Genomic DNA, 25,112 nt, shown 5'->3' with positions numbered 1-25,112 from the left:
GATATGCCGTTATGGCTTCGGGTCCGGCTCTCGTTGGCCATGTTCCTGGAATTTTTCACGTGGGGGGCCTGGTATGTTACTCTGGGCACCTACCTGTTCGACCAGCTCGGTGCGAGCGCTGTACAGGTGGGGTCGGCTTATGCCAACTTTTCTATCGCTGCGGCGTTATCGCCGGTATTTGTGGGGCTGGTGGCCGACCGGTATTTCGCAGCGCAACGAGTGCTCGGTGTACTGCACTTGCTCGGTGCCAGCGTTTTGCTTATACTGGCCAATACGGCCGACTACGGCGTGTTCTGGTGGCTGCTGTTACTTTATGCACTGTTGTTCGCGCCAACCATGGCATTAATGAATTCCGTCACCTTCCGCCAGCTCAAAGATGCTGGCAGGGAATTTCCGCTTATCCGGGTGTTTGGTACGGCCGGCTGGATTGTTGCGGGTCTGTTGTTAGGTTACCTCGGCATGGAAAGCAGCACGTCCATGTTTTACCTTGCAGGAGGAGCGTCGGCGGTGCTGGGATTAGTGAGCTTTATGCTTCCCGAAACGCCGCCAGACCGGACTGCGACAACCAGCCTAGGCGCTGTGTTAGGAAAAGAAGCGCTGGTGTTATTCAAACAGCGATCGTTTTCGGTTTTTTTCCTCGCATCTTTGGCTATCTGCATCCCGTTATCCTTTTATTACAGTTTTGCCAACCCCTATCTGAATGATCTTGGGATAACGAATGCAGCAGGAAAGATGACCCTTGGACAACTTTCAGAATTTCTGTTTTTGCTTGTTATACCTTTTGCTTTCAGGCGCCTTGGCATCAAAGTGATTTTAGTCATAGGGATCATTGCATGGATTGTACGTTATATACTGTTTGCTTTTGGTGATGCCGACAGTGGCATGGGGCTGCTGTATCTAGGTATCTTACTGCATGGCGTATGCTATGACTTCTTTTTTGTATCCGGTCAGATTTATGTGGATCGTACGGCTGGTGACCGTATCCGTAGTTCTGCGCAGGGATTGATTACTGTTGCGACGTACGGAGTAGGTATGCTGATTGGTTCATATATTGCGGGATTGATTACCGAATGGTTTATGTTGCCGGAAGGGTCGGCCATGCAGTTTAATTGGCAAGGGGTTTGGCTTGTCCCGGCGGGCATCGCCGCGGTTGTACTGGTGGTATTCCTGATTTCGTTCAGAGACCGGCCGGTGGATGAACAGAATGGTAGGTAATAGATGTTGCCAAGAAAGGCGTAGGAAAAATAAACAAAGGAAAAAGAAATGGAAAAAATGGGTAGTAAGGTGCGCGTATTGGTTGTCGGCTGCGGCAACATGGGTGCGTCGCATGCGCAGGCGTATCACGACATGGAAGGTTTCGAAATCTGCGGGCTGGTGGCGCGCGGCGACAGTAAAGTGCGGCTGAACGAACAGCTGGGCGGCACATATCCGCTTTACAGCGACTACGCCCAGGCGCTAACGGATACCAAGCCCGATGCCGTGTGCATCTCCACGTATCCGGACACCCACGAAGCATACGCCATCATGGCGATGGAGCATGGCTGCCATGTGTTTATCGAGAAGCCCCTGGCCGATACGGTGGAAGGCGCAGAACGGGTAGCGGAAGCAGCCAGGCGTCTGGGCAAGAAATTAGTTGTCGGGTATATCCTCCGCTACCACCCGTCGTGGCAACGCTTCGTCCAGCTCAGCGGTCAATTGGGTAAGCCGCTGGTGATGCGCATGAACCTCAACCAGCAGAGCCAGGGCCGTATGTGGGATGTGCACCGCAACCTGATGGCCAGCCTCAGCCCTATCGTCGACTGCGGCGTGCACTACATCGATGTGATGTGCCAGATGACCGGCAGCAAGCCGGTACAGGTCAACGCCATTGGCGCCCGGCTCACCGAGGATATTCCCGAGGGTAACTATAACTACGGACAGCTGCAAATCCGCTTCGAAGACGGCTCGGTGGGTTGGTATGAGGCAGGATGGGGGCCGATGATCAGTGAAACGGCATTTTTCATCAAGGACGTAATCGGTCCGAAAGGCTCGGTTTCCATCGTCGCAAAGGATGCTGGTGGGAGCGGGCTTTCCGACAACGTAGCGGCACATACCAAAACCGAATCACTGCGCGTGCACCACGCGGCAATCGATGATAACAACGCGTTCGTGAAACCCGATGAATGGATTGACCTGAAAGATGAGCCGGACCACCAGGAACTATGCAACCGTGAGCAGCGGTTTTTCCTCGAAGCGATACGGTCTGATTTGGATTTGGATGAATTGACCCAGCATGCCATCGATAGCCTGCGGATCGCATTTGCATGTGATGAATCGGTCAAGACGGGGAAGCCGGTGTTTCTGAGATAACATACAGTCACGATTGGTTGATTAATAGGTTTTCGGCCGCCGCGAGGCTGCTTATTTTTGTGTTTGACACGATGTTATGGGTACTGACCATTCAAAATGCGACCATGTGGTCCGGCAAGTTGGCGAGGAAGGAAAACTCTTCCTTATCTGTCCGGGTAAACGGGAGGGCCCGCTACTGGAGCGGCGGCACCCGGGATATATCGCGTTACATGCACATCCCCGGCGGGCCCTCATTCGAGAATTTTGAACTCAGGGAAAAATATGTACCCGGCCAACTGTTCTATTATGGCCTGTCGCGGAAGACACCGGAAGAGCTGGTTGAACGCTTATGAGTGTCATCTGCGACACTATGCGATGGTGTCGGCTTAAGCAATTAGGGATATATCTTCCTTACTGATTTCGCAATAAAATCTATCGTATTGCTGATGCGTCTTTTCAATTACCAGCCAATGGGCTTTCAATAATGAAATCAGATCTTGCGTACTGATATTGCCTAAACAAATCCTGATGATACGCTTTGGTATCTGTTTGATGAAATAGGTGTTACGGAAATCAATATCTTTTGTTATCACCGTCAATCCGTGTTTGTCAGCATAGGAAGCGATTTGGTGGTCGCTTGAGTGGTAACCGTCTAGAATATTGTTGACATGGATTGCTTCTACAAGACAATCGTTAATCAAGAAGTTTTTGATTTTAAATGCGATATGGACATCCAGTAAAAATTTCATGTATCTATACAGCCTCGGCTAATGATCGGCCAGATACCGAAATCTTTGCAAAACGAAGCGCGGCCATTATATCTTCCTTTTCCAGCTCGGGGTGATCTTCGATAATCTCTTCCGTAGTCATTCCGGCCGAAAGCATGTCCAAAATTACTTCCACAGGCCATCTCATATTTCTGATAACCGGCTTCCCATGACAAATATCCGGATTGATAGTAATCCGCGCGAGTAAATTGTCCATTTATACCTCCGTATGTTTTATCAAAGATAGTTAAATCCCTCGATTATAACAAAATCAGATATCTCGTGATCGCTCGTTCCGAAAACTCCTCCGCCGGACTCGTCAATACGGCCTTAAGGACCTGTGAGCTTACGATAAGGAGAATAGGATCGGCTTTTGATCAGCGTACGGAATGGCGTTTTGATATGGTTCTTTATCATGGTTGCCAGCTAACTCCTAGTTGCTAATACTCAACTCTTGCACCCGTTCGTACGTCTCATAGCTTGACGTCACCACTTTGTCGCCCGGCTCCAACCCGCTGATCACTTCATAATAGTCTGGGTTTTGGCGGCCTAGTTGCACGTCCACGCGGTAAGCCGTTTTGCCGTCTTTTGTAAGCTTGAATACCCAATTGCCTCCGGTTTGTTGATAGAATCCTCCCTTGGCCAATAAGACAGCCTTCGTTTCGTCGCTCAGGGCAAGGCGGATCTGTAGCGTCTGGCCCCGGCGGATGCCATCGGGTACTTCGTTTACAAACTCCATGTCCACCTGGAAGCGGCCGTTGGTCACTTGGGTGTATACCTTTTTGATGACGAGCTTGTAGCTTTTGCCGGCGAAGGTAAACTCGCCTTCGAGGTCCGGATATATCCGTGATATGTAATGTTCGTCGATATCCGCGCGGACTTTGAAGCCCGTTAGCACGTCAATCTGCCCAAGGCGTTCACCGGGGTTTTTGCTCTGGCCGATTTCGGCGTCGAACGAGGTGAGCTGACCATCCACGGGCGCCCGCAGGATCAGGTCGCCCACCTTGCGCCGCATCAGTTCCAGGGCAGACATGCCGCTGGCGTACAGTTGCTTGTTCTGATCGAGGGTTTGGGCGCTGCGGATGGAGTCCTGGGCAATGTTCTCGCGGGTCAGCTTAATGCGCTCCACCTGGTAATCGTAGTTGTTCTTCGCCTGCAGGTACTCCTGTTTCCCTACCGCCTTCTTTTCGTAGAGGGTTTGGTTGAGGTCAAACACCCGTTTAGCTTCTTTCAGGGCATTTTCCGCATCGGCCATCTGGTTGCGGTTGGCGATGGACGTCTGCTGAGCCGCCGTTTGGGCAATCTGCATCTGGGTGAGGTTGTTATATACCTGCGTTTCCTGTGTTACCAAGCTCAGCTCCAAATCGGTATTGGAGAGCCGCATGATAGGGTCTCCCTTTTTGAGCCGGGCGCCATCCTCCACGAACTTTTCTTCCACCCGGCCGCCAACCGATGCATCCAAGAAAATACTGGTGATGGGAAGCACCTTGCCGTTCACCGGAATGAATTCACGGAAGGAGTCTTCCCGTACTTCCGATATCGTGATCCGCTCGGCATCCACATTGAGCCGGGCGTTGCCGGAGGTGAAATAATAACTTGCGAATATGAGTGCCAAGATGGCTGCAGCGCCGACTGCCATCGTGATTCGTTTGCTATTCCAGCGTTTTTTCGGTAATGCTCTATCCATTTTTTCTTTCCAGTGACTACCTATCAACTATTAATGCCGTGCCAAAAAAGCAACTGTCTTGAATACAATGTGTTGTATTGGTGGCTGAAATATAATTGTTCGATATCGAACACCTCATGTTCGGTAATGGACAGTGTTCATAGTGCCTCCACCAGTTTTTCGAATGCCATACCGCGTGATGCTTTTAGCAACACCAGTGCATGTTGGATGGGGTTGGCCAGGAGCGCATCTTTAGCCGCTTCCGTAGTGTCGTAAAACTCGGCCTCTGCCCGGCGGTGTTCGTAAAAAGCCTTACCCACAAATATTATCCGGTTGGCATGCACTGAAAGAGCTGCCTCCACAACTTTGCGATGCTCTTCGTAAGTATCGTTGCCCATTTCAAACATGTCGCCGAGAACAACGGCCTTCCGATTTGCTTCTAACGTGCGCAAGTTTTCAAGCGCCGCAGCCATGCTGCTGGCATTGGCATTGTAATAGTCACAGATCAAGGTGTTGCGGTCTGTTTTGGTGAGTTGCGAACGGTTGTTGGTCGGTACGTATTCACTTATTCCGCGTTTGATTTGCTCGGTTTGCACACCAAACGAGTTGCCGATACAGATTGCGGCAAGGATGTTTTCGGTATTGTAAGACCCGGTCAATTGGGTGTGGATCACGTGGTATCCGTCTGCCCCGGCTGTTGTCCACTTGACGATCAACAATGGATTGGCCGAGACCAGTTCCCCGATGATGTGGTTTTGCGGCGAGACGCCATAGGTAACCACTTGGGCAATCGAGCGTGCAGCTGCCATCTCATGGAGTATGGGGTTATCATTTTGCAGAAATAATGTTCCTCCGTGCAAAGCCAAGTGGTCATAGAGCTCACCTTTGGCTTTCTTTACACCCTCGAAGCTTCCGAAGCCCTCCAAATGTGCCCTGCCGACATTCGTGATCAATCCGTGCGTGGGTTGTGCAATTCCGCAGAGAAAAGCTATTTCACCCACATGGTTGGCTCCCATTTCGATAATGGCGATTTCGGTCTGTGCAGTGATGGAAAGGATAGTCAGCGGAACGCCGATGTGGTTGTTCAGGTTGCCTTTTGTGGCATGGGTATCGAACCGTTGCGATAGCACTGCATAAATCAGCTCCTTCGTCGTGGTTTTCCCGTTCGTCCCCGTGATACCGATAACGGGGATATTGAGATGGGCGCGATGGTGGAGGGCCAGTTCCTGGAGGGCTGCGAGTACATTGTCGACGTATAAGTAACGCTCGTCATTGTCCGCCTGCGCTTCATCCACCACGGCGTAGCTAGCACCTTTTTCGAGTGCTTGTGCCGCAAATCGATTCCCGTTGAAACGCTCCCCTTTCAAGGCGAAGAAGAGGCTGCCGGGCCGGATATCCCGGGTATCCGTGCTAATGACAGGATGTTGGCGGTAATAAGGATACAATGATTCGGCTTCCATAATGCAAGTTTAGGGAAAAAGTTCGGGTTAGCCCGCATCAAAGAAATACGCTTTATTGCAACATATTCAAATAAAAGCGCAAGAACATGCAATCTTTTCCACTATTTTTATTTATCCTTGCTCTGCCAAAAGATAAACCGGTTAAAACGGAAAGGAAAAGGCTACTCGTATGAATCGAACGATTGATCATCTACGGACTAACGATAAGTGGCGACGCTGTGTTGCGATACTTTGCTTAAGCATTATCGGAATTGTCGGTGTATGCTCGGAAACAGCTATGGGGCAGCAACGTGCTAGGTTAACCATCAAATCCCCGCTAAAAGACAGCACGGTCATCATCGATACGCCCGTGTATTTCCGGGGAATCGCGGACCCTGCAGGGACATTGTCTGTCAACGGCGTGGACGTCCCGGTATACAGTACCGGTGTCTTTGCGGCTCCGTTACATCTGCAGCTGGGAATAAACGAATTGCAGGTCTGTCACGTGATGGGCACAGATACGTTGCGCAAAAGGCTGGTGTTGGTGTATGAAAAGCCAGAACCGCCACAGCCTACGGTGGGATTTGCTATCGAATATGCCCGGATATTGCCTGCGGGCGACCTTTGGTTGCAACCGGGCGACCTCCTCCAAGTAGAGATGAAAGCGACACCGGGCATGGAGGCCACGTTTTATAACAATACCCCTCTTTTTGAAGTCGATACTGCTGCGGCCGGTGTTGCAGGTATCTATCGGGGCGAATATATTCTCAAGCCATCGGATAGTCTTACCGGCTTACCCGTGTCGTTTTACTTGCGTGATAAAGCAACCCAAAAAACAGTCACGGTGGAAAGTCGACAGCGGATCACCGTGCTCAACCAACCGCATGTGCTGACCGGATTGACAGCGACCGGTCATGCACCACTGTTTTATGGGTTGGGTAGCGATCGCCTGGGCGGGGCTAAGATGGGCCACCTCGATAGCTTGGTAAAGCTGGAGGTAACCGGAAAGATGGGCGATATGTACCGGGTTCGGCTTTCCGGTCAAGCCCAGGCTTATATTCCGGTGAGCAGCCTGCGCTTACAAGAGGGCGTACATTTCCGCCCATACTCACTTACCGGCAGCTGGTCGATAACCTCTGACAGCACGTACGATTTCGTGCGGATTGGTTTGGGTGAACGGCTCCCGTATACCCACGTGGTGCAGCAGCACCCCACGCGTATTGTTGTTGATGTTTACGGTGCTGTATCAAACAGCAATTGGATTACGCAGAAGGAGGGCCTCCGGGCAATCAGCAATGTTTGGTATGAACAGGTAAGCAAGGATGTTTTCCGCGTGTTTATCGAACTAAAAGAGAAACAGTTGTGGGGGTATCATGTTGGATATGAGAAAAATATGTTGGTTATCCGGGTGAAGCCGCAGCCTGACCGGCTAGACTTGCGGGGACTTACTATTGCAGTAGATGCCGGACACGGTGGTAGCAATCGCGGTGCGTCGGGTATGACGGGTGTACTGGAAAAGGAGCTCAACCTATCGATGGCCCTGAAGCTGAAGGCTGCATTGGAAGCGGCGGGGAGTATGGTGATCATGACCCGCACGCGCGACCAGTCGGTGGCAAACAGTTACCGGTTGCAGCGGTTCCGGCAGTCGGAGGCCGACCTGTTGATCAGTATCCACTGCAATTCTTCCCGTAATCCGATGGTGCAGGGGGTATCCACTTACTACCGCCACCAGGCATATCGGCCGTTGTCGCAGCATATCCTGGCGGAGATGCGGAAGTTAGGACTGGCCGATTTCGGCAATGTGGGCGGGTTCAACTTCACGTTGAACGCACCGACGGAGCTGCCCAACGTACTGGTGGAGGTGGGGTTCCTTTCCAATCCTGCCGACGAAGAGCGGCTGCTGGACCCTGCGTTCCAGGATGAGGTTGCGGGGCGTATTGTGGATGGTGTCAAGGGTTTCTTGGATTCCATACCATAAATAATAAGTATACGTAAATGACCAAATAATGCAACGACGTTTCAAGCTGAAAAGCAGTATATCCAAGTGTTTGCTGCTCTGTATCGGGTTCTTTTCTTCTTATGCGGTAGGTAAGCCAGCTATGCAAGATTCGTCGTCGGTGCCACCAACGCCAGCTTTGCGGGAGTTCCGGGCTGCGTGGGTGGCGACGGTAGCCAACATCAACTGGCCGAGCAAACCCGGGTTGAACACTGCCGACCAGCAGGCAGAAGCACTCATCATACTCGACTTTCTGAAAGACCACCACTTCAATGCCGTTATCTTCCAAGTGCGGCCGCAGGCCGATGCACTTTACGATAGTGCGCTCGAGCCCTGGTCGTATTACCTCACCGGCAAGCAGGGGACGCCGCCTGATCCCTTCTACGATCCATTGACCTTTTGGGTAGACGAAGCTCATAAACGCGGCCTTGAGCTGCATGTATGGCTAAACCCGTACCGGGCCCACCATGTAGCGGCAGGTGAGGTGGAGCTGCCATCCATGGTTAACCGGATGCCGGAGTCGGTCGTGAAGCTAAAGGAGGGCTATTGGTGGTTCGACCCGGCTAAAAGGACCACGCAGGATCATGCGGCAGCGGTGGTGATGGACATCGTGAAGCGTTATGATATCGATGGGGTGCATTTCGATGACTACTTCTATCCGTACGACTCATACAACGGTGGTGCGGATTTTCCCGATGACGATTCGTGGGAAGCCTATCAGCAGGACGGCGGCAGGCTGTCGCGTGGTGATTGGCGGCGGAGCCAGGTGAACCAATTCATTGAACGCGTATACCGGGAAATCAAGGCAACTAAAAAACACGTGAAGTTCGGATTGAGCCCCTTTGGCATCTGGCGCCCCGGCTATCCAGCAGGCATCGCAGGGATGGACCAGTACGACAAGCTGTACGCCGATGCCAAGCTGTGGTTGAACAAGGGATGGATAGATTACTTCACACCGCAGCTGTATTGGCCGATATCGCAGATCCCCCAAAGCTTCCCCGTGCTGCTGGGCTGGTGGCAACAGGAAAATACAGTGGGCCGCCACCTTTGGCCCGGTATGAATGTAGGGCGGGGTGGCGATGAGGCCAACCTGAAAGAGGTGACCAACCAGATCATGATCACGCGCGGTATCGTGCCGGCAAGCAAAGGTGCCGTGCATTGGAGTATCTCGTCGCTCACGCGGAACCCGCTTTTGGCACAAGGCCTGCTGGACGGCCCCTATAAAAAGGAGGCACTGGTACCCGCCAGTCCGTGGTTGGGCAATGAGGCCCCTGATGCACCGGTGGTTACCCACGAAAAACACGGAAGTGAAGTGGAAGTAAGCTGGTCGCACGCCGACCCCGACGACGTATTCAAGTGGGTGGTGTACTACCGCTATGATGAGAATTGGGATTACACCATCTTGCCGCATGATACCCAGACATTGAAGCTAGCCACCTATGCAGCCGACGGCGAGACGGCATTGGCGGATGTTAAGGTGACGGCGGTAGACCGGCTGGGTAATGAGAGTGGTTTTGGTGATAGACAATAGACGATAGACAATAGACATTAGACAATAGACATTAGACAATGGTTATGAGGCAAGTAAATAATTCAATCAGTATCCCCACCCAGGAGTCGCTGGATACACCTGTTTGGTGGGATACACCATAGTGAGAAGAGCCTATTAGATTAAGCACGAGCCTGTGTCCGCGATGTGGATGCAGGCTTTTTTTAGCACGCCTTAACATGCATAAAATCGCAATCAAGCATTTAACCGATAATCTCCTTTTTGTTTAATATGTTGATAAACAATATATTGAAGGTTTAATGAGCTGCGTGGGTGTTCTTTTTAGTTTGTGTTTTTTTGCTTTTTTTAAAAAAACATGCATAAACATGCATGTTTTTAAAAAATATTGACTATCATTGTATGTCCAATTGAATGTAGACCTTATAAATGTTGCATGGGCTTTTTTTTACAAAATAGAAACAACGTAATACGGAGGGTATTTTTTGCATTGGCGGTCCTTCCGCTGGTATCTGTGCTGTCGTGCGGCAGCAACGCACAGCAAGCCGATGGTACGACTGCTGATACCACCCTATCTGCTGCCATCCAAACGGGTGCCGAGCAGCTCGATCGTTATTTGCCGCTGCTCGCAGGCAAGAAAGTGGGGCTGATGGGCAACCAGACTTCGGTGGTGGGCGACCGCCACCTGGTGGATGTGCTGCTTGAAAACGACGTGGACCTCAAATTTGCATTTGCTCCCGAGCACGGTTTCCGCGGCGATATCGAGCGGGGGGAAAAAGTATCCAATGATGTCGATGAGCAGACGGGTTTGCCGCTGTACTCTCTCTATGGCAAAAACGAAAAGGCCGATTCGATCGTTGCCTCTGTCGACGTGATGCTGTTTGACCTCCAAGACGTAGGAGCCCGGTTTTATACATACATCACCTCAATGCACCGCGTGATGCAGTTGTGCGCGAACCATGGGAAGAAGGTAATTGTATTGGACCGCCCAAATCCCAACGGCGACCAGGTGGACGGGCCGGTACGTAAAGATGACAAGTTCAAATCGAATGTAAGCTACCATAAGATTGCGATGATACATGGCCTTACCGTGGGCGAGTTGGCAAAGATGATTAATGGTGAAGGCTGGTTGGATAATGGTACCCAGTGTGATCTGGAAGTGATTACGGTAGAAAACTACGACCACAGCACGCCTTACGAACTTCCTGTTATCCCTTCGCCCAGTTTACCGAACGCGTTGTCCGTAAGGTTGTATATGTCGCTGTGCCTGTTTGAGGGCACCGATATCAGTGTGGGTCGCGGTACGGATTGGCCGTTCCAGGTGTTGGGATATCCCGACCCGGTGTTCGGTGACTTCACGTTTACCCCCGGTACGCGCCCCGGTATGGCTGCACATGTGGAGCAGCAGGGGAACCTGTGCTATGGGTTGGACCTGCGCGACCTACCAGCCCAAGAGCAGACCTTTACACTGAAATACCTTATCGACTTTTATCAGAAAGCGCCATTTAAAGATACGTTTTTCTCGCGTCCCGAATTTTTCGACAAGCTGGCTGGTACCGATGAGCTCCGCAAACAGATCACCGCGGGGCAAACCGAGTCGGAAATCAGGGAGTCCTGGGCAGACGACTTGGCTGCCTATAAGACCATGCGTAAGAAATACTTGTTATACCCGGATTTTGAATAATTTTTTCACACCTAATTTTATGCATTAACTAACTAAACGCTTAAGAAAATGAGAAAACTAGTACGATTCTCGATGATGATTGCGCTGAGCATGATGCTTTGGGCCCTCGGTTCAACCGGGGCGAAAGCGATGCTCGACCGTTCAGGAGCAACGGGCGCAATACGAGTAAGCCTATCGGATGCGGCACAGCAGACGGTTAGGGGAACGGTAACGGGGCCGGAGGGGCCGTTGCCAGGGGTCAGTATTGCGGTAGTCGGTGGCCAAGGCGCTACAAGTACCGATGAAAACGGTAACTTTTCGATTTTCGCCACGATGGGCAGCACACTGCGCTTTTCAATGATTGGCTTTACGACACAAGATCTGGAAGTGACTTCCACAACCATGGCGGTGACGCTACAACCTGCCGATCGCAGTATCGACGAGGTAGTCGTGGTGGGTTACGGTACGCAACGGCGCGGCAACCTCACCGGGGCGGTTTCGACCATCAGCACTAAAGAAGCCTTGGAGTCAAGGCCGATTGCCGATGTCGGTCGCGCCATCCAAGGTGCTGCACCCGGGCTGAGTGTCAGTATTCCCAGCGGGGAGGTTGGTTCCGACCCCTTGATTAAGATTAGAGGTGCCATTGGCTCTATCTATGGTGGATCTTCTCCCCTGATCCTCCTTGACAACGTCGAGATTCCCAGTATCCAATTGGTCAACCCGCAAGATGTCGAGTCGATTACAGTGCTGAAAGATGCTGCTGCGGCATCGATCTACGGCTCGAAGGCGGCCTTCGGGGTCATTTTGATCACTACGAAAACGGGCACCGGTACCGAGAAACCGCAGGTCAACTACTCAAACAACTTTTCGTTCCAGAACCCATGGAAGGATTTAGAGATGGCAGGTGTGAACGGCCTGAAATATTCCCTGGATGCCTTGGAGCGTATAGACGGATCGGTAACAGGCGCATTCTATAAGATCAACCGCGAAAGCTATGAACGTGCGGTCGAGTGGCAGGAAAAATATGGTGGCACCATCGGGGCTAATGATCCCACGGTGTATGGCCGCGATTGGTACTTCGATCCCGCCGGACCGTATAAATATGGTGTGCGTGTATATGATCCCTATGAAATCATGGTCCGCGAATGGGCACCTACCCAACAGCACAATTTGTCGCTAGGCGGTGCCAGTGGCAAAACATCTTATAATATCGGTTTGGCAATGCTCGACCAAAATGGGATGATGAAACAGGCAAAAAAAGACCAGTTTACACGCTATAATGCGTCCGTGAAAGTAACCAGTGAGATCAATAAGTATTTCACAGCAAGGGCCGGCGCGCTCTATTCCGAGCGGAACAAGCAATACCCTTATGTTACCAACTCTACGACGGCAGATCCGTGGTTGTACCTATTCCGTTGGAGCCCGCTTTACCCATTGGGTAACGATGAGAATGGCGACCCTATACGGAGTCCGGCCAGTGAGGTGGCAGCGGCCAGCACGGCCAGTTTACTGTATAAATACACGAACCTGAACCTGGGAGGCACCCTGAAGCTGACGGACAACTGGACGGTCGATGCCGACTACACCTATGCTAATGAGGAGCATATATGGGATCGGCCCGGCACGAAATATACCGCCCGCGACTCATGGATCGCTCCGATCGCACGCCTCGATGAGGCGGGAAATCCAATCTACGTCAATGACGCCGGGCAGGTGGTATCCGGCCCGGGTAATGGCGCCATGCCGGCATACGACTTGCTCTCACATACATATACGGCGCCGGGATCCAACCCCGATCACATCTATAAACTATCGCAAAATTCATATAAGCATACCGTTAACGCCTTTACCACGTATAACTTGGATCTGGAAGACGACCACCATTTCAAGTTCATGCTGGGGTTGAACCGCGTGACAGACGATTGGTCTAACCACTATACACAAGTCACCAACCTCACCGACATCGTGAACCCGCAGTTCGGTTACGGTATCGGTACGTGGACAGGTGGTGGTGGCACCTACTGGGAGTCCCAGCTGGGTTACTTCGGCCGTGTGAACTATGCATACCAAAACAAATACCTCTTTGAAGGTAACCTCCGGTATGACGGCTCGTCCAAATTCCCCACCGATCTGAAATGGCGGTGGTTTCCATCGTTCTCCGCGGGCTGGGTGCTGAGCGAGGAAGCGTTTATGGAAAGTACGCGCTCGTGGCTCGATTTAGTGAAGTTCAGGGGCTCATGGGGTTCGATTGGTGACCAAACGGTACCTAACAGTCTGTATATTCCGACCATGTCTACGGGTCAGTCGACATGGATCGGAGGCAGCGGTACGCGCGTAAACTATGTGGGTACACCCACTGCCGTATCGGCAGCGATTACCTGGCAGGATATCACTACACTCGATTTCGGTGTGGATGCCCGTTTTTTAAATAACCGGCTCGGTTTCATATTTGATTGGTATCGCCGTGATACGGAAAACATGATTGTGCCGGCAGAAGGAGTGCCCCTTACCTTCGGTACGGGCGCACCACGGAGCAACTATGGTTCGTTAAGTACCGAGGGCTGGGAGCTCGCTGTTGACTTCAACCACCGATTTGACAACGGCTTAGGCATCAGTTTCCGTGGTAATATTTCGGACGCTGTATCCACAATCACAGCTTATGGAACCACGCAAGGGGTAAATAGCTACTACGTAGGTAAAACGTTCGGCGAAATTTGGGGTTACCGCACGGATCGGCTCTACCAAAAAGATGATTTCGAATTGGATGATAACGGCGATCCCATACAAATCACCCTTACGGATGCGGAGAGCGCCAAATATGCTGGCCGCAAGGCATATAAATTGAAACCTGGTCCCAACGGGGAAAAGCCGGTTTACCAAGCCTACCTGCAAAACAGTGCCAATTTCTTCTTTGGGCCGGGTGATGTTAAGTTTGTTGACCTTAACGGCGATGGGGAACTGGACAATGGCAGCTCACTGCTCGATGACCATGGCGACTTGGAGGTTATCGGTAACGAAACCCCCCGTTATGAATACGGACTCCGTTTTGGTGCTGATTTCAAGGGCTTCGATTTTGCCATCTTCTTCCAGGGTGTGGGAAGTCGTCAGATGTGGGGTGGTGGTAACCTGGCTATCCCCGGGTTCAATACCTCAGACGGTGCCATGCCAGCAGCGATAGCAGACGACTATTGGACCGAAGATAATACCGACGCATTCTATCCGGCAGCCTACGACATGGGTGGCGGTAATTCAGGTAATAACATGCAAGTGCAGTCGAAGTACCTGTTGGATATGTCGTACCTCCGCATCAAGAACGTCATGTTGGGCTATTCCCTGCCCGCGTCATTACTCAACCAGATAGGCGTTAACACCTTGCGTGTATACGCTTCGCTTGAGAATATCATGACTTGGGATAACCTCAACGGGTTGCCCATTGATCCGGAAGCCATCAGCGGGTATTCGATGTGGAATTTAAGTAACTACAACTTGGGCCGCACGGGTGTAGGTGTGCCGGCATTCAAGAGCGTTTCCTTTGGTGTTCAGTTGAACTTCTAAAATCAAATACGATGAAACTTCTAAATAAATTGATATACAGTGTCTGCGCAGCCTCGTTACTTTTGGTTGCGTGTAGTGAAGAAGTCTTGGACCGGCCGCCATTGACTCAGCCAGTCGACGATAATTTTTGGCGTAACGAAACCGACATCGACTTGTTTGCCAATGGGTTTTACACCAACTATTTTGTGGGCTATAATAGTGCTTGGGGTGTCGACTATACGCCGGTAAGGGGATACACCTTTTCCGACGACTTGACCGGCCGTAATGTGCAAAGCCACTTCGAGAGCAGTGTGCCCTCCAGTAGGGGTTCGGCTAGCGAGGGTGCCGCTTGGATGACCCAATATGCAGGGCCCACGTGGAACTTCGCCTGGGTGCGCAAAGCCAATATTTTCATTGATCGCCTACAGAATGTTGCACAACCCAACCTGGCACCAGATGCCTTTAACCACTGGATGGCGGTAGCCCGTTTTTTCAGGGGGTTTGAGTATAGCCGCCTGGTAAGTGTATTCGGCGACGTGCCGTATTACGACCACGTGGTGGCTGACGATGCCTGGGACGAATTGTTCAAGGACCGCGATGACCGCGGCGTCGTGATGGATGCCGTGTACGATGATTTCAAGTTCGTGATGGAAAACATGCGTGCGGATGATGGTGAGCAAAAACTGAACAAGTACATCGCAGCCGCCTTCATATCGCGATTCATGCTGTTCGAAGGGACCTTCCTGCACTACCACGGGCTGGATGCTACCCGTGCGCAGAAATACCTGGAGTTTGCAGTGGAAAGCGCGGCCTTTGCCATGAGTGGTCCTTACTCGTTCACGAGCGACTTCAAAAGCCTTTTTGCCTCGGAAGACTTAGCTGGAAATCCGGAGGTGATGCTATGGCGTACGTATGATGCAGGGCTGGGTATCACTCACCACATCGGCTCCTACAATAATGGTACTGAAGGGCAGCCGGTAGGGGCCAACCTGGATATGGTCAAATCTTTTATCTGTAACGATGGCGACGTGTGGCAAAGTTCGTCGGTAGCCGATGCCTCCAGCTTCTCCATTGCCGATTTAGCTGTAACGCGTGACCCTCGCTTCGAAGCGACATTCTTTGAGCGGCCACTTCCGGCTTCCGCGTCGTTGTTCTATACGTATAAGTTCGCCTCGCGCGAGGCGATGACCTATATCGGCCGGGGCTATCCGCCCGCCTGGGGCAGCAATACCAACACGAGCGATGCGCCGGTTATGCGGCTTGCCGAGCCGGTACTCAATTGGATCGAGGCGAAGGCCGTATTGGCCGAGAATTTCGGTGGCGCAGCCGTTACCCAAGCTGATATTGACGCGTCGATTAATGCTATTCGCGACAGGCCACTTGATGAAGTTGCGATTGCCAAAGGGGTGAAGAAAACGGCGCCGCTGTTACTAACGGCACTTCCCAATGACCCTGACCGCGATGCGGACGTGTCGCCGTTGATGTGGGAAATCCGCCGGGAACGCCGTATGGAATTCTTCTTTGAATATAGCCGTCTATTGGACATCAAGCGCTGGAAGAAAATCGAATACATGGATTACAGCAAAGACGCCGATCGCTTCCTTGGTCCTTGGGTAGATATACAGGCGGAAGTGCCTGCCTATATCCAGGAAAGTTATGTGGACGTGCTGAAGGTGCAGAAGGAAGACGGTACCGTGGTGACTTACAATGGTAGCAATGCCGCCGATATGGTGGGTTATTTCATGATCCAGAATGCGTCTAACCGCAATGAATTTGGTGATGAGGTGTATCTATCGCCTGTAGGGCAATCGCAGATTGTTGACTATATGGAAAAGGGTTACACCCTTACTCAAACCAGAGGTTGGGAATAACATGTTGCAGTGTGAATGTACTAACTTGATTGTATATAGGAAAGGTCGCCCCGTTAAGGGCGACCTTATTAAACGAACGCATGACGGCTAAAAGACCTCCTTACCTATTAAAACCAATAGTGCTGTTGAAGGTGCTGGTGCTTTTTACGGCGTTGGCCGTAGATGCCCAGCCCTTTCAATTCGCACATGTCACCGATACGCACGTGGGCGGCTCAACGGCGGCAGACGACCTGCGGCGCACGGTAGCTGATATTAATGCCAACCCCGATCTCGACTTTGTAATCCTGTCGGGGGATGTGACCGAATTCGGTTCGGATGATGAGCTGCGGCTTGCTAAACAGATTTTGGATAGCCTCACCATCCCATGGTACATTATACCGGGCAACCACGACACCAATTGGTCCGAAAGCGGGGGTAACAGCTTCCGTGAGGTGTTCGGTAGCGAAACGTTCGCCTTCGTGCACAACGGTTATTTCTTCGTGGGCACCAACTCGGGCCCCAATATGCGGATGAGCCCCGGGCAAGTGCCCCGCGAAAACCTGGTGTGGATGGACTCCCTCTTCGCGGCAAACCCCGACTCGGATATGCCGCTTATCTATGTAAATCATTATCCGCAAGACTCATCGCTCAACAACTGGTTCGAAGCGCTCGACCGCATAAAGACACGTAATGTGCAGCTCTTTTTCTGTGGCCACGGCCACCAGAACAAGCAATACGACTTCGAAGGTATCCCCGGCATCATGGGGCGGTCTAACCTACGGGCAAAAGACACCGTGGGCGGCTACAACATCGTTACCATCGGCAACGGCCAAGCTACCTACCGGGAGCGCAATCCGGGAGTGGGCACCCGGCCGGCGTGGGCTACGGTTCCGTTGGTCAACCACGATTTCACATCAGAGCGCCGCTATTACGATCGCCCGAGCTACGACGTGAACACCCGGCACGCAGCCGTGCGGGAGACATGGTCTTTCCAAGATAATAGCGATATCGGTGCCGGACTGGCTGCCTATAAGCAGTTCGTAATCACGGCCAATACCGCCGGGCAGGTCTATGCGCTCGATGCGCAGACGGGCCGTAAGGTATGGAGCTTCCAAACCGGTGGCAAGGTGTACTCGACCCCGGCAGTGTGGAAAGATTACGTGGTGGTAGGCTCTACCGACCGGCACATCTATGGCCTCGACGCCAAAACAGGCAAAGAACGGTGGCGCCTTGCGGCTGATAAGGCCGTGCTGGGCTCCCCACTGGTGCATAAAGGAATGGCTTATATCGGTGCCTCCGACGGTGTATTCCGTGCCATCGATATCAAGTCAGGCCAGCTGCGCTGGTCGTTCGATGACGTAAAAGGCTACGTGTCTGGCAAACCGCTCCTGTATGAAAATACGCTGTATTTCGGCTCGTGGGGCAATGGCTTCTATGCGCTCGACCCGGCCGATGGCCGGCTGAAATGGGAGTGGTCTAACGGCGCTTCTAGCCGTATGCTTTCACCGGCGGCTTGCTATCCCGTAGGGGCCAATGGCCGCGTATTTATCGTTGCGCCCGACAGGTACATGACCGCGCTCGATGCCCGTACCGGCTCGGAAGTATGGCGCAAGAAAGTCGATAGCATCCGGGTCCGCGAATCTATGGGCTTGTCCGAAGACGGTAGGCTTGTGTATGTGAAGACAATGGATGGCCAGGTACTGGGTGTCTCTACTTCTGCCGATACCATGCAGATTGACTGGACCTCAGCCCTGCAGCTACCTTATGAGCTCACACCTTCGGCTATTGCGGCTAACGACGGACAGGTATTCGTTCCCAGCCACTCGGGACTGGTAAGTGGGCTGGATGCAACCAGCGGCACCGTGATATGGCAGTATAAGCTTTCCAATGCAATGGTGAACCCCATGTTGCCGCTAAAAGACCGGCAGCTGGTGGCCAGCACAATGGATGGCAAGGTGGTCTGCTTAGCTTACGGCGACCCTGAAGAGCGGGCTTGGATCCGCATCAACCAGCTAGGCTATACACCACAAGGGGTCAAGGTGGCCGTATTGGGCGGCAAAGGCACGCAACATTTCCGTAAATTTTCACTTATTGAAGCACACACGGGCAGGCCGGTGTATACCGGCCGCACAGGCAACAACTTTGGGGCGTATGGGCCGTTCCGTACCTCTTATCGGCTCGATTTTTCGGCCCATGTAGATACGGGTACCTATTACCTTGAGGTAGATGGCGCCCGCTCGCCCCAGTTCCGTATCGCCCCGGATGTTTATGATGGCGCCGCCGACTTTGCCCTGCGTTACATGCGGCAGCAACGTACGCTGTTCAACCCGTTCCTGCAGGATAGTTGCCACACGCACGACGGGTTCACCCTCTACGCGTCCGGCGCAGGTCTGCCCGATAGTACACACATCGACGTGGCTGGCGGCTGGCATGATGCGTCAGACTATTTACAATATTCCACCACTTCTGCCAATGCTACCTATCATCTGTTGGCAGCATACCGCGATTTCCCAGATGTTTTCAGCGACCACAAACAGGCCAACGGGCTAAACGGTAGCAATGGCGTGGCCGACGTGCTCGATGAGGCTAAATGGGGGTTGGATTGGCTGCTGAAAATGCACCCCGAGCCACACCTGCTGTTCAACCAGATTGCTGACGACAGGGACCATGCCGGCATGCGCATGCCGGGTGAAGACGATTTCTATGGCCGTGGTTACGAGCGGCCCGTATACTTTATCGATGGTGAGCCGCAGCAACGCGGTAAGTTTATGAACAATACCACCGGTACCAGCTCTACGGCGGCCAAGTTTACCAGTGCCTTCAACCTCGGAAGTACGCTCTTCGAGCAGGTGAACCAAGGCTACGCCCAGTTGTTGAGTGGCAAGGCTTCCACGGCTTATGATTTTGCAAACCGGAAGCCGGGCGTTACGCAAACGGTCTCGATCTTGTCGCCCTACATCTATGCGGAAGACAACTGGGTAGATGACATGGCATTGGCCGCAGCGACCCAATGGCAGGCCACCGGCGACGAACGCTTTCTGAACGACGCCCTGTCCTACGCGCGGCAAGAGCCGGTTACACCCTGGATGGCGCAAGATACGGCAGCCCATTACCAATGGTACCCCTTCATCAACTTGGCGCACCGCGAGCTGGCACAACACCTGGAAGGTGCCCAGCGCGATGAGGTGATAGCCTACTACCGGCAAGGCATCGAGCAGGTGTGGGCGCGCGCGGGGCAGAATGCCTTCTACCGGGGTGTGCCGTTCATCTGGTGCAGCAATAACCTCACCACATCATTCGCCATCCAGTGCCAATGGTACCGCGAACTGGCGGACGACGATACGTATGCGCAGCTTGAGCAAGCCAATTTCGACTGGCTCTTCGGTTGCAACCCATGGGGTACAAGCATGGTGTATGGCCTGCCGGCGTGGGGCGATACACCAACCGACCCACACTCAGCGTTTACCCACTTGGAGAGTTATCCGATAGACGGCGGCCTGGTTGATGGCCCCGTGTACGGCAGCATATTCAATAATCTCATCGGTATCCGGCTTACCAAGCCAGATGCACATGAGCCGTTCCAGTCAGATCTGGCAGTCTACCATGACGACTATGGCGACTACAGTACCAATGAGCCTACCATGGATGGTACGGCGTCGTTGATTTATCTGCTAGCGGCCAAAGAACAGCAAGCGCGTGAGGAGGCACAGCCAGAAAAGTAGACATTTAAACGGATAGATGAATTATTTCACTAATTTGTAGTCGTTTTTTCTTTACTTTAACGACTTTTGGTTGCTCAAAACGAAACGGACTAATACAGGGCAGACAACGTATCGATAGCGGGGGTCACCGAGTAGAATAACAACAACGAGAGAGATGACAAATACCACGGAGAAAGAATCGAATTACCAGGATTTGGACAAAATGACGGTAAGTGAATTGTTGGTCAATATCAACAACGAAGACCAGACGGTGCCGTCGGCTGTGCAGCGAGCCATCCCCCAGATCGAGCGCCTTATCGAAGTTACCGTGGCTTCCATGAAAGAAGGTGGTCGGTTGTTTTATATCGGTGCCGGCACCAGCGGCCGGCTGGGTATTTTGGATGCTTCGGAGTGCCCGCCCACTTTCGGGGTACCTTACGATTGGATCATCGGCATCATTGCCGGTGGCGATACCGCCATCCGCAAGGCAGTGGAATTTGCGGAGGACGACATGGAGCAGGCGTGGATAGATCTGCAAGAGCATGGCATCAACAGCAAAGATGTGGTAGTGGGTATAGCGGCATCCGGTGGAACGCCTTATGTGCTCGGTGCCCTCCGACGAGCCAATGAAGCCGGGCTCGTAACGGGGTGTATCGTTTGCAACGATAATACGCCGATAGCCGCGGCTGCCGGTTTCCCCGTAGAAGTGATCGTGGGCCCCGAATTTGTAACGGGTTCCACCCGTATGAAAGCGGGTACAGCCCAGAAGCTGGTGCTCAATATGATAAGCACCACGGTGATGATCCAGTTGGGCCGCGTGAAGGGGAATAAAATGGTTGATATGCAGCTCACCAATAACAAGCTGTTCAGCCGGGGCATCCGTATTATTATGGAAGAGACGGGTATCGATGCCCAAACCGCGTCTGATTTACTGGAAAAGTACGGTAGCGTACGTAAAGCCATCGAACATTCACGCGTAACGGATCATTAAACTCATAAGACTGCATGACACCTACCGTCCTTCTTCTGTTTTTGGTTGTTTATTTCAGCCTGTTGCTTGGTGTGGCCTGTTTTACGTCGCGCAAATCGGCCGATAACTCCGCATTTTTCGTGGCCAACCGGAGTGCCAAGTGGTACATGGTGGCATTCGGGATGATCGGCACTGCCCTGTCGGGCGTTACGTTCATCTCCGTGCCGGGTGCGGTAGGACACAGCGACTTCGGTTATTTCCAGTTTATCCTTGGCAACGCCGTGGGGTTTGTTATCATCGCGTACGTGTTGTTGCCGCTGTATTACCGGATGAACCTTACCTCTATCTATACCTACCTCGAAGAACGACTGGGGCACCGCAGCTACAAGACGGGAGCCATGATTTTCCTCATATCGCGCACTATCGGGTCGGCTTTCCGCCTCTATTTGGTAGCCATTATATTGCAATGGTTTATCTTCGATGCGTGGAATATACCCTTCGCCGTTACAATTGCCTTGTGCTTGCTGCTCATTTGGCTGTACACCAATAAAGGAGGGCTGAAGACCATCATTGTGACCGACATGTTGCAGACCTTTTTTCTGCTGCTGGCCGTGGTACTGTCTATCTACTTCATGGCCGATAGTCTTGGCCTCAGCCTGCTGGAAACCATAGAGACGGTGAAAGAAAGCAGTTATTCAAAGATTTTTTTCTGGGATGACTTCTTGGGTGATCGCATCCATTTCTGGAAGCACTTCCTCGGCGGTATCTTCGTGACGGTAGCCATGACTGGGCTTGACCAAGACCTGATGCAGAAGAATCTGAGTATGAAAACTATTGGTGAAGCACAGAAGAATATGCTCACCTTTACGGGTATATTCGTGGTAATCAACCTGTTCTTCCTAGCGGTAGGTGCGCTGCTGTATATCTACGCCGGCCAGAACGGAATCGACGTTGCGGCTATGCCTACACCGGATTACCTCTATCCGGAGATTGCACTTCACCATTTGGCTATTGTGCCCGGCATCGTGTTTATGATGGGGCTTACCGCAGCCACATTTGCCACCACAGATTCGGCGCTGACCGCGCTGACCACTTCGTTTTGTGTCGATTTCCTTAACTTCAATAAGAAGGCCGACCCCAATGACCGGGCACTGGTGCGCACGCGCAACCGCGTGCATTTCGGGTTTTCGGTTGTCATGTTGCTGGTTATCCTCGTATTTCGGGTCATCAACAACGACTCGGTGGTCAATGCAATTTTCACTGCGGCCAGCTATACCTACGGGCCCCTACTGGGGCTCTTCGCCTTCGGTATCCTCACCAAGCTGCCCGTGGCAGATCGTTTGGTACCTTACATCTGCGTGCTGTCACCGCTATTATGTTATTTGACCAATACGTTTGTTGTGGAGCCGTATACGAGTTATGCGGTCGGTTTTGAGCTGATCATCTACAATGGTGCACTCACGTGTTTGATGCTGTGGGCTACTTCGTCGTTGGGTAAGCCTGCCTCCCCGGCAACCACCTGATCTTAGGGGTCGGTAAGTATCTGCCGGTTAAATGTCGATATCGATTGCCAGCCGCTTTTCCTTGTTGATGATGTCGGCAATACTGGTATCATTGAGTATCTGGAGCATAGCATCGCGTACGTCGATGAATGCATCGCGGATACCACACACTTCCTCTTCCTTGCATTCGTCGCATTTCCGGTAGAAATTGAGGCTCACGCACGGCAGCAGCGCTATGGGACCATCGATAAGGCGCATCACCTGCGACAGGCGGATGTCTTCGGGGGCTTTGTTGAGGCTGTAGCCGCCCCCAGCACCCTTTTTGCTGTATAAGATGCCTGCGTTGCGCATTTCCAACAAAATCTGTTCGAGGAACTTTTTGGGAATACGTTCAGCTTCCGCAATACGAAGGATCTGCATGGGCTCCTTACCGTAATTCCGCCCTAATACTATCAGTGCCTTGATGGCGTATTTTGTTTTTTTGGATAACATCCCTGACTCCTAGTAGTTTATCAACTAACAAAGATAGCAATAATTTTCTGTCAATTCACTGGGGCATTTCCGGCAGTGCGAATCCGTTGTGGTACGTATGGTTTATCCATTCGCGGGCGGCGTCTGCAGCATTCAGCTCGGTAAACCGGCGGTCGAACCGTGGGTCGCCGTCGATGACTTCAAAGTTGTCTGCCGTTACCACTTGTATCTTTTCATCGGCCCCGATGTTGGTAAACTCCATGTGTTCGCCATCCCAGAGGAGCTCCCTATTGAGGCCTTGAAGCCTTACGGCCAGCACGCCCATCACCACGGCCTCATTGAATGGCCCGGAAAACCCGAAGTGGGATGAGGATTCGGTACGGTTGCGGGGCGATTCTTTCGCTGCGCGAATCCACTCCTGCTCGTGTGCGTTGGTATCCCAGATGTTGCCATTGCCGCCCTCGATGCGGGGTATCCACGGTGTGGGCTCTTGGAAGTGGGCCATTTCACTTTCGGGCAGTAGGGTAGGGTTCATGCCGAAGCAACCCGTCATGATTTTGCCTTTGGTGCCCACAAAAATAATTCCCCCATCCGGGTCGCCCAGCATTTTTCCTGGCGCCAGTTCGGCAGGCCGTTCGGGCAGTAGGCCACCATCATACCATACCACCTTCACTTCGGGCATGTTCACCTTGCCCTTGGCGGGCCGTTCGGGGAAAGTATAATGCACCATCTGGGCATGGGGTGCGGAGTAGAGGTTGCTCAGCGTGGAGCTGCCATACACTTTGGTAGGGTATTTCAGGTCGAGCGCCCAGTAGATGGGGTCCATGATGTGGCATGCCATATCGCCGAGTGCACCGGTTCCGAAGTCCCACCACCCGCGCCAGTTCCATGGAGTATATGCCGGGTGGTAGGGCCGTTGCTCGGCGGGGCCGATAAAGAGATTCCAGTCGAGCGTGCTCGGTACGGGTTCGCTGCCGGTAGGCAGGTTGAGCCCCTGCGGCCAGATGGGCCGGTTGGTCCAGCAGTGCACCTCATATACGTCGCCTATGGCGCCCGATTGTATCCACTCCGTTATGCTGCGGCACCAGTCGAAGGAATTGCCTTGGTTGCCCATTTGGGTAGCCACGCGGTATTTTTCGGCCAGCTTGGTGAGCAGCCTCGACTCATATACCGAGTGGGTGAGGGGTTTCTGTGTGTAGCAATGCTTTCCCAGGGTGATGGAATGTGCGGTTACGCCGGCATGGGTATGGTCGGGCGTGGCCACCATCACTCCGTCTATGGAGTCACCTATCTCGTCAAACATCACCCGCCAATCTTTGAATCGGCGGGCATCGGGGTAGTCGCCAAATGTTTTTGCCGCATAACGCCAATCCACGTCGCACAACGCTACGATATTTTCGGTAGCCATGTTGGCGAGGTTGCGGCGTCCCACGCCCCCCACGCCGATACCGGCGATGTTTAGCTTATCGCTAGGCGCCACGTGGCCTGTTATCCTGCCCAACACGTGGCTGGAAACAATTGAAAACCCCGCGGCAGCCGCCGTGTTCCGGATAAATTTACGTCTGGATAGGTCCGTCATTATTCAATTTCTTTCGGTTCTATAATGGCGAGGAGTCATGATACCGTGACCACTGGCTTCTGGAGCCTAAATATCGGTATTTTTTTGGATTAGACGCTGATTATAACGAGAAAATTTGTTTGAACGCTTTCCCTCTTTA

17 protein-coding genes are annotated in these 25,112 nt (G+C 52.5%); 11 read left to right on the top strand and 6 right to left on the bottom strand.

The genetic code is table 11. From position 1 onward, the window contains the following. The first annotated feature begins 3 nt into the window (after window positions 1–3). The 3 genes from NGM62_RS09540 (at window position 4) to NGM62_RS09530 (ending at window position 2,681) form a co-directional block, all read left to right on the top strand. On the top strand, window positions 4–1,215 hold the full coding sequence (locus NGM62_RS09540) for a nucleoside permease (protein WP_262247471.1): 1,212 nt from the start codon (window positions 4–6) through the stop codon (window positions 1,213–1,215). A gap of 57 nt (window positions 1,216–1,272) precedes the next feature. Beyond that, on the top strand, window positions 1,273–2,349 hold the full coding sequence (locus tag NGM62_RS09535; RefSeq protein WP_262247469.1) for a Gfo/Idh/MocA family protein: 1,077 nt from the start codon (window positions 1,273–1,275) through the stop codon (window positions 2,347–2,349). Between the two features lie 71 nt (window positions 2,350–2,420). Next, on the top strand, window positions 2,421–2,681 hold the full coding sequence (locus NGM62_RS09530; protein WP_262247467.1) for a hypothetical protein: 261 nt from the start codon (window positions 2,421–2,423) through the stop codon (window positions 2,679–2,681). A 33-nt stretch (window positions 2,682–2,714) separates the two neighbouring features. Here the strand turns inward: NGM62_RS09530 and NGM62_RS09525 are convergent, their stop codons facing one another. The 4 genes from NGM62_RS09525 to NGM62_RS09510 form a co-directional block, all read right to left on the bottom strand. After that, a complete protein-coding gene (locus NGM62_RS09525; protein WP_262247466.1) occupies window positions 2,715–3,077 on the bottom strand; it encodes a DUF5615 family PIN-like protein in 363 nt (120 codons plus the stop codon). Between the two features lie 4 nt (window positions 3,078–3,081). Continuing rightward, the gene (locus NGM62_RS09520; RefSeq protein WP_262247464.1) at window positions 3,082–3,312 is read right to left on the bottom strand and encodes a DUF433 domain-containing protein; all 231 of its coding nucleotides are present in this window, start codon (window positions 3,310–3,312) and stop codon (window positions 3,082–3,084) included. 216 nt (window positions 3,313–3,528) lie between these two features. After that, window positions 3,529–4,782 carry an efflux RND transporter periplasmic adaptor subunit gene (locus tag NGM62_RS09515; RefSeq protein WP_262247462.1) on the bottom strand — a complete coding sequence of 418 codons (1,254 nt, stop codon included), beginning with the start codon at window positions 4,780–4,782 and terminating at the stop codon, window positions 3,529–3,531. A gap of 137 nt (window positions 4,783–4,919) precedes the next feature. Beyond that, the gene (locus tag NGM62_RS09510) at window positions 4,920–6,221 is read right to left on the bottom strand and encodes a UDP-N-acetylmuramoyl-tripeptide--D-alanyl-D-alanine ligase (protein WP_262247460.1); all 1,302 of its coding nucleotides are present in this window, start codon (window positions 6,219–6,221) and stop codon (window positions 4,920–4,922) included. A gap of 169 nt (window positions 6,222–6,390) precedes the next feature. On the opposite strand from NGM62_RS09510, the gene NGM62_RS09505 reads away from it, so the two are divergent. From NGM62_RS09505 to NGM62_RS09470, 8 genes are all read left to right on the top strand, one after another. Next, entirely contained in the window at window positions 6,391–8,178 is a 1,788-nt protein-coding gene (locus NGM62_RS09505; protein ID WP_262247458.1) for an N-acetylmuramoyl-L-alanine amidase, read from the top strand. A 28-nt stretch (window positions 8,179–8,206) separates the two neighbouring features. Continuing rightward, entirely contained in the window at window positions 8,207–9,727 is a 1,521-nt protein-coding gene (locus NGM62_RS09500) for a glycoside hydrolase family 10 protein (RefSeq protein WP_262247456.1), read from the top strand. 412 nt (window positions 9,728–10,139) lie between these two features. Next, window positions 10,140–11,387, top strand: coding sequence for an exo-beta-N-acetylmuramidase NamZ family protein (locus NGM62_RS09495; protein WP_262247454.1), 1,248 nt, complete (start codon window positions 10,140–10,142; stop codon window positions 11,385–11,387). Between the two features lie 48 nt (window positions 11,388–11,435). Further along, the gene (locus NGM62_RS09490; RefSeq protein WP_262247453.1) at window positions 11,436–14,921 is read left to right on the top strand and encodes a SusC/RagA family TonB-linked outer membrane protein; all 3,486 of its coding nucleotides are present in this window, start codon (window positions 11,436–11,438) and stop codon (window positions 14,919–14,921) included. Window positions 14,922–14,932: 11 nt separating this feature from the next. Then, window positions 14,933–16,771, top strand: a complete 1,839-nt coding sequence (locus NGM62_RS09485; protein WP_262247451.1) for a RagB/SusD family nutrient uptake outer membrane protein — start codon at window positions 14,933–14,935, stop codon at window positions 16,769–16,771. An 80-nt stretch (window positions 16,772–16,851) separates the two neighbouring features. After that, window positions 16,852–20,472, top strand: coding sequence for a glycoside hydrolase family 9 protein (locus NGM62_RS09480; RefSeq protein ID WP_262247450.1), 3,621 nt, complete (start codon window positions 16,852–16,854; stop codon window positions 20,470–20,472). A gap of 154 nt (window positions 20,473–20,626) precedes the next feature. Next, entirely contained in the window at window positions 20,627–21,442 is an 816-nt protein-coding gene (gene murQ, locus NGM62_RS09475) for an N-acetylmuramic acid 6-phosphate etherase (protein WP_262247449.1), read from the top strand. Between the two features lie 14 nt (window positions 21,443–21,456). Further along, the gene (locus NGM62_RS09470; protein ID WP_262247448.1) at window positions 21,457–22,944 is read left to right on the top strand and encodes a sodium:solute symporter; all 1,488 of its coding nucleotides are present in this window, start codon (window positions 21,457–21,459) and stop codon (window positions 22,942–22,944) included. A 27-nt stretch (window positions 22,945–22,971) separates the two neighbouring features. Here NGM62_RS09470 and NGM62_RS09465 read toward each other — a convergent pair whose 3' ends face one another. Continuing rightward, window positions 22,972–23,415 (bottom strand): RrF2 family transcriptional regulator, encoded by a 444-nt coding sequence (locus tag NGM62_RS09465; RefSeq protein ID WP_262247446.1) that lies wholly within the window; start codon window positions 23,413–23,415, stop codon window positions 22,972–22,974. A 55-nt stretch (window positions 23,416–23,470) separates the two neighbouring features. Continuing rightward, window positions 23,471–24,973 carry a Gfo/Idh/MocA family protein gene (locus NGM62_RS09460; protein WP_262247445.1) on the bottom strand — a complete coding sequence of 501 codons (1,503 nt, stop codon included), beginning with the start codon at window positions 24,971–24,973 and terminating at the stop codon, window positions 23,471–23,473. Window positions 24,974–25,112: the final 139 nt, after the last annotated feature.

Origin of the sequence: Parapedobacter soli (assembly GCF_025460835.1) — a bacterium.
Lineage (GTDB): Bacteria > Bacteroidota > Bacteroidia > Sphingobacteriales > Sphingobacteriaceae > Parapedobacter > Parapedobacter soli.
This window is presented reverse-complemented; position numbering and strand designations above follow the sequence as displayed.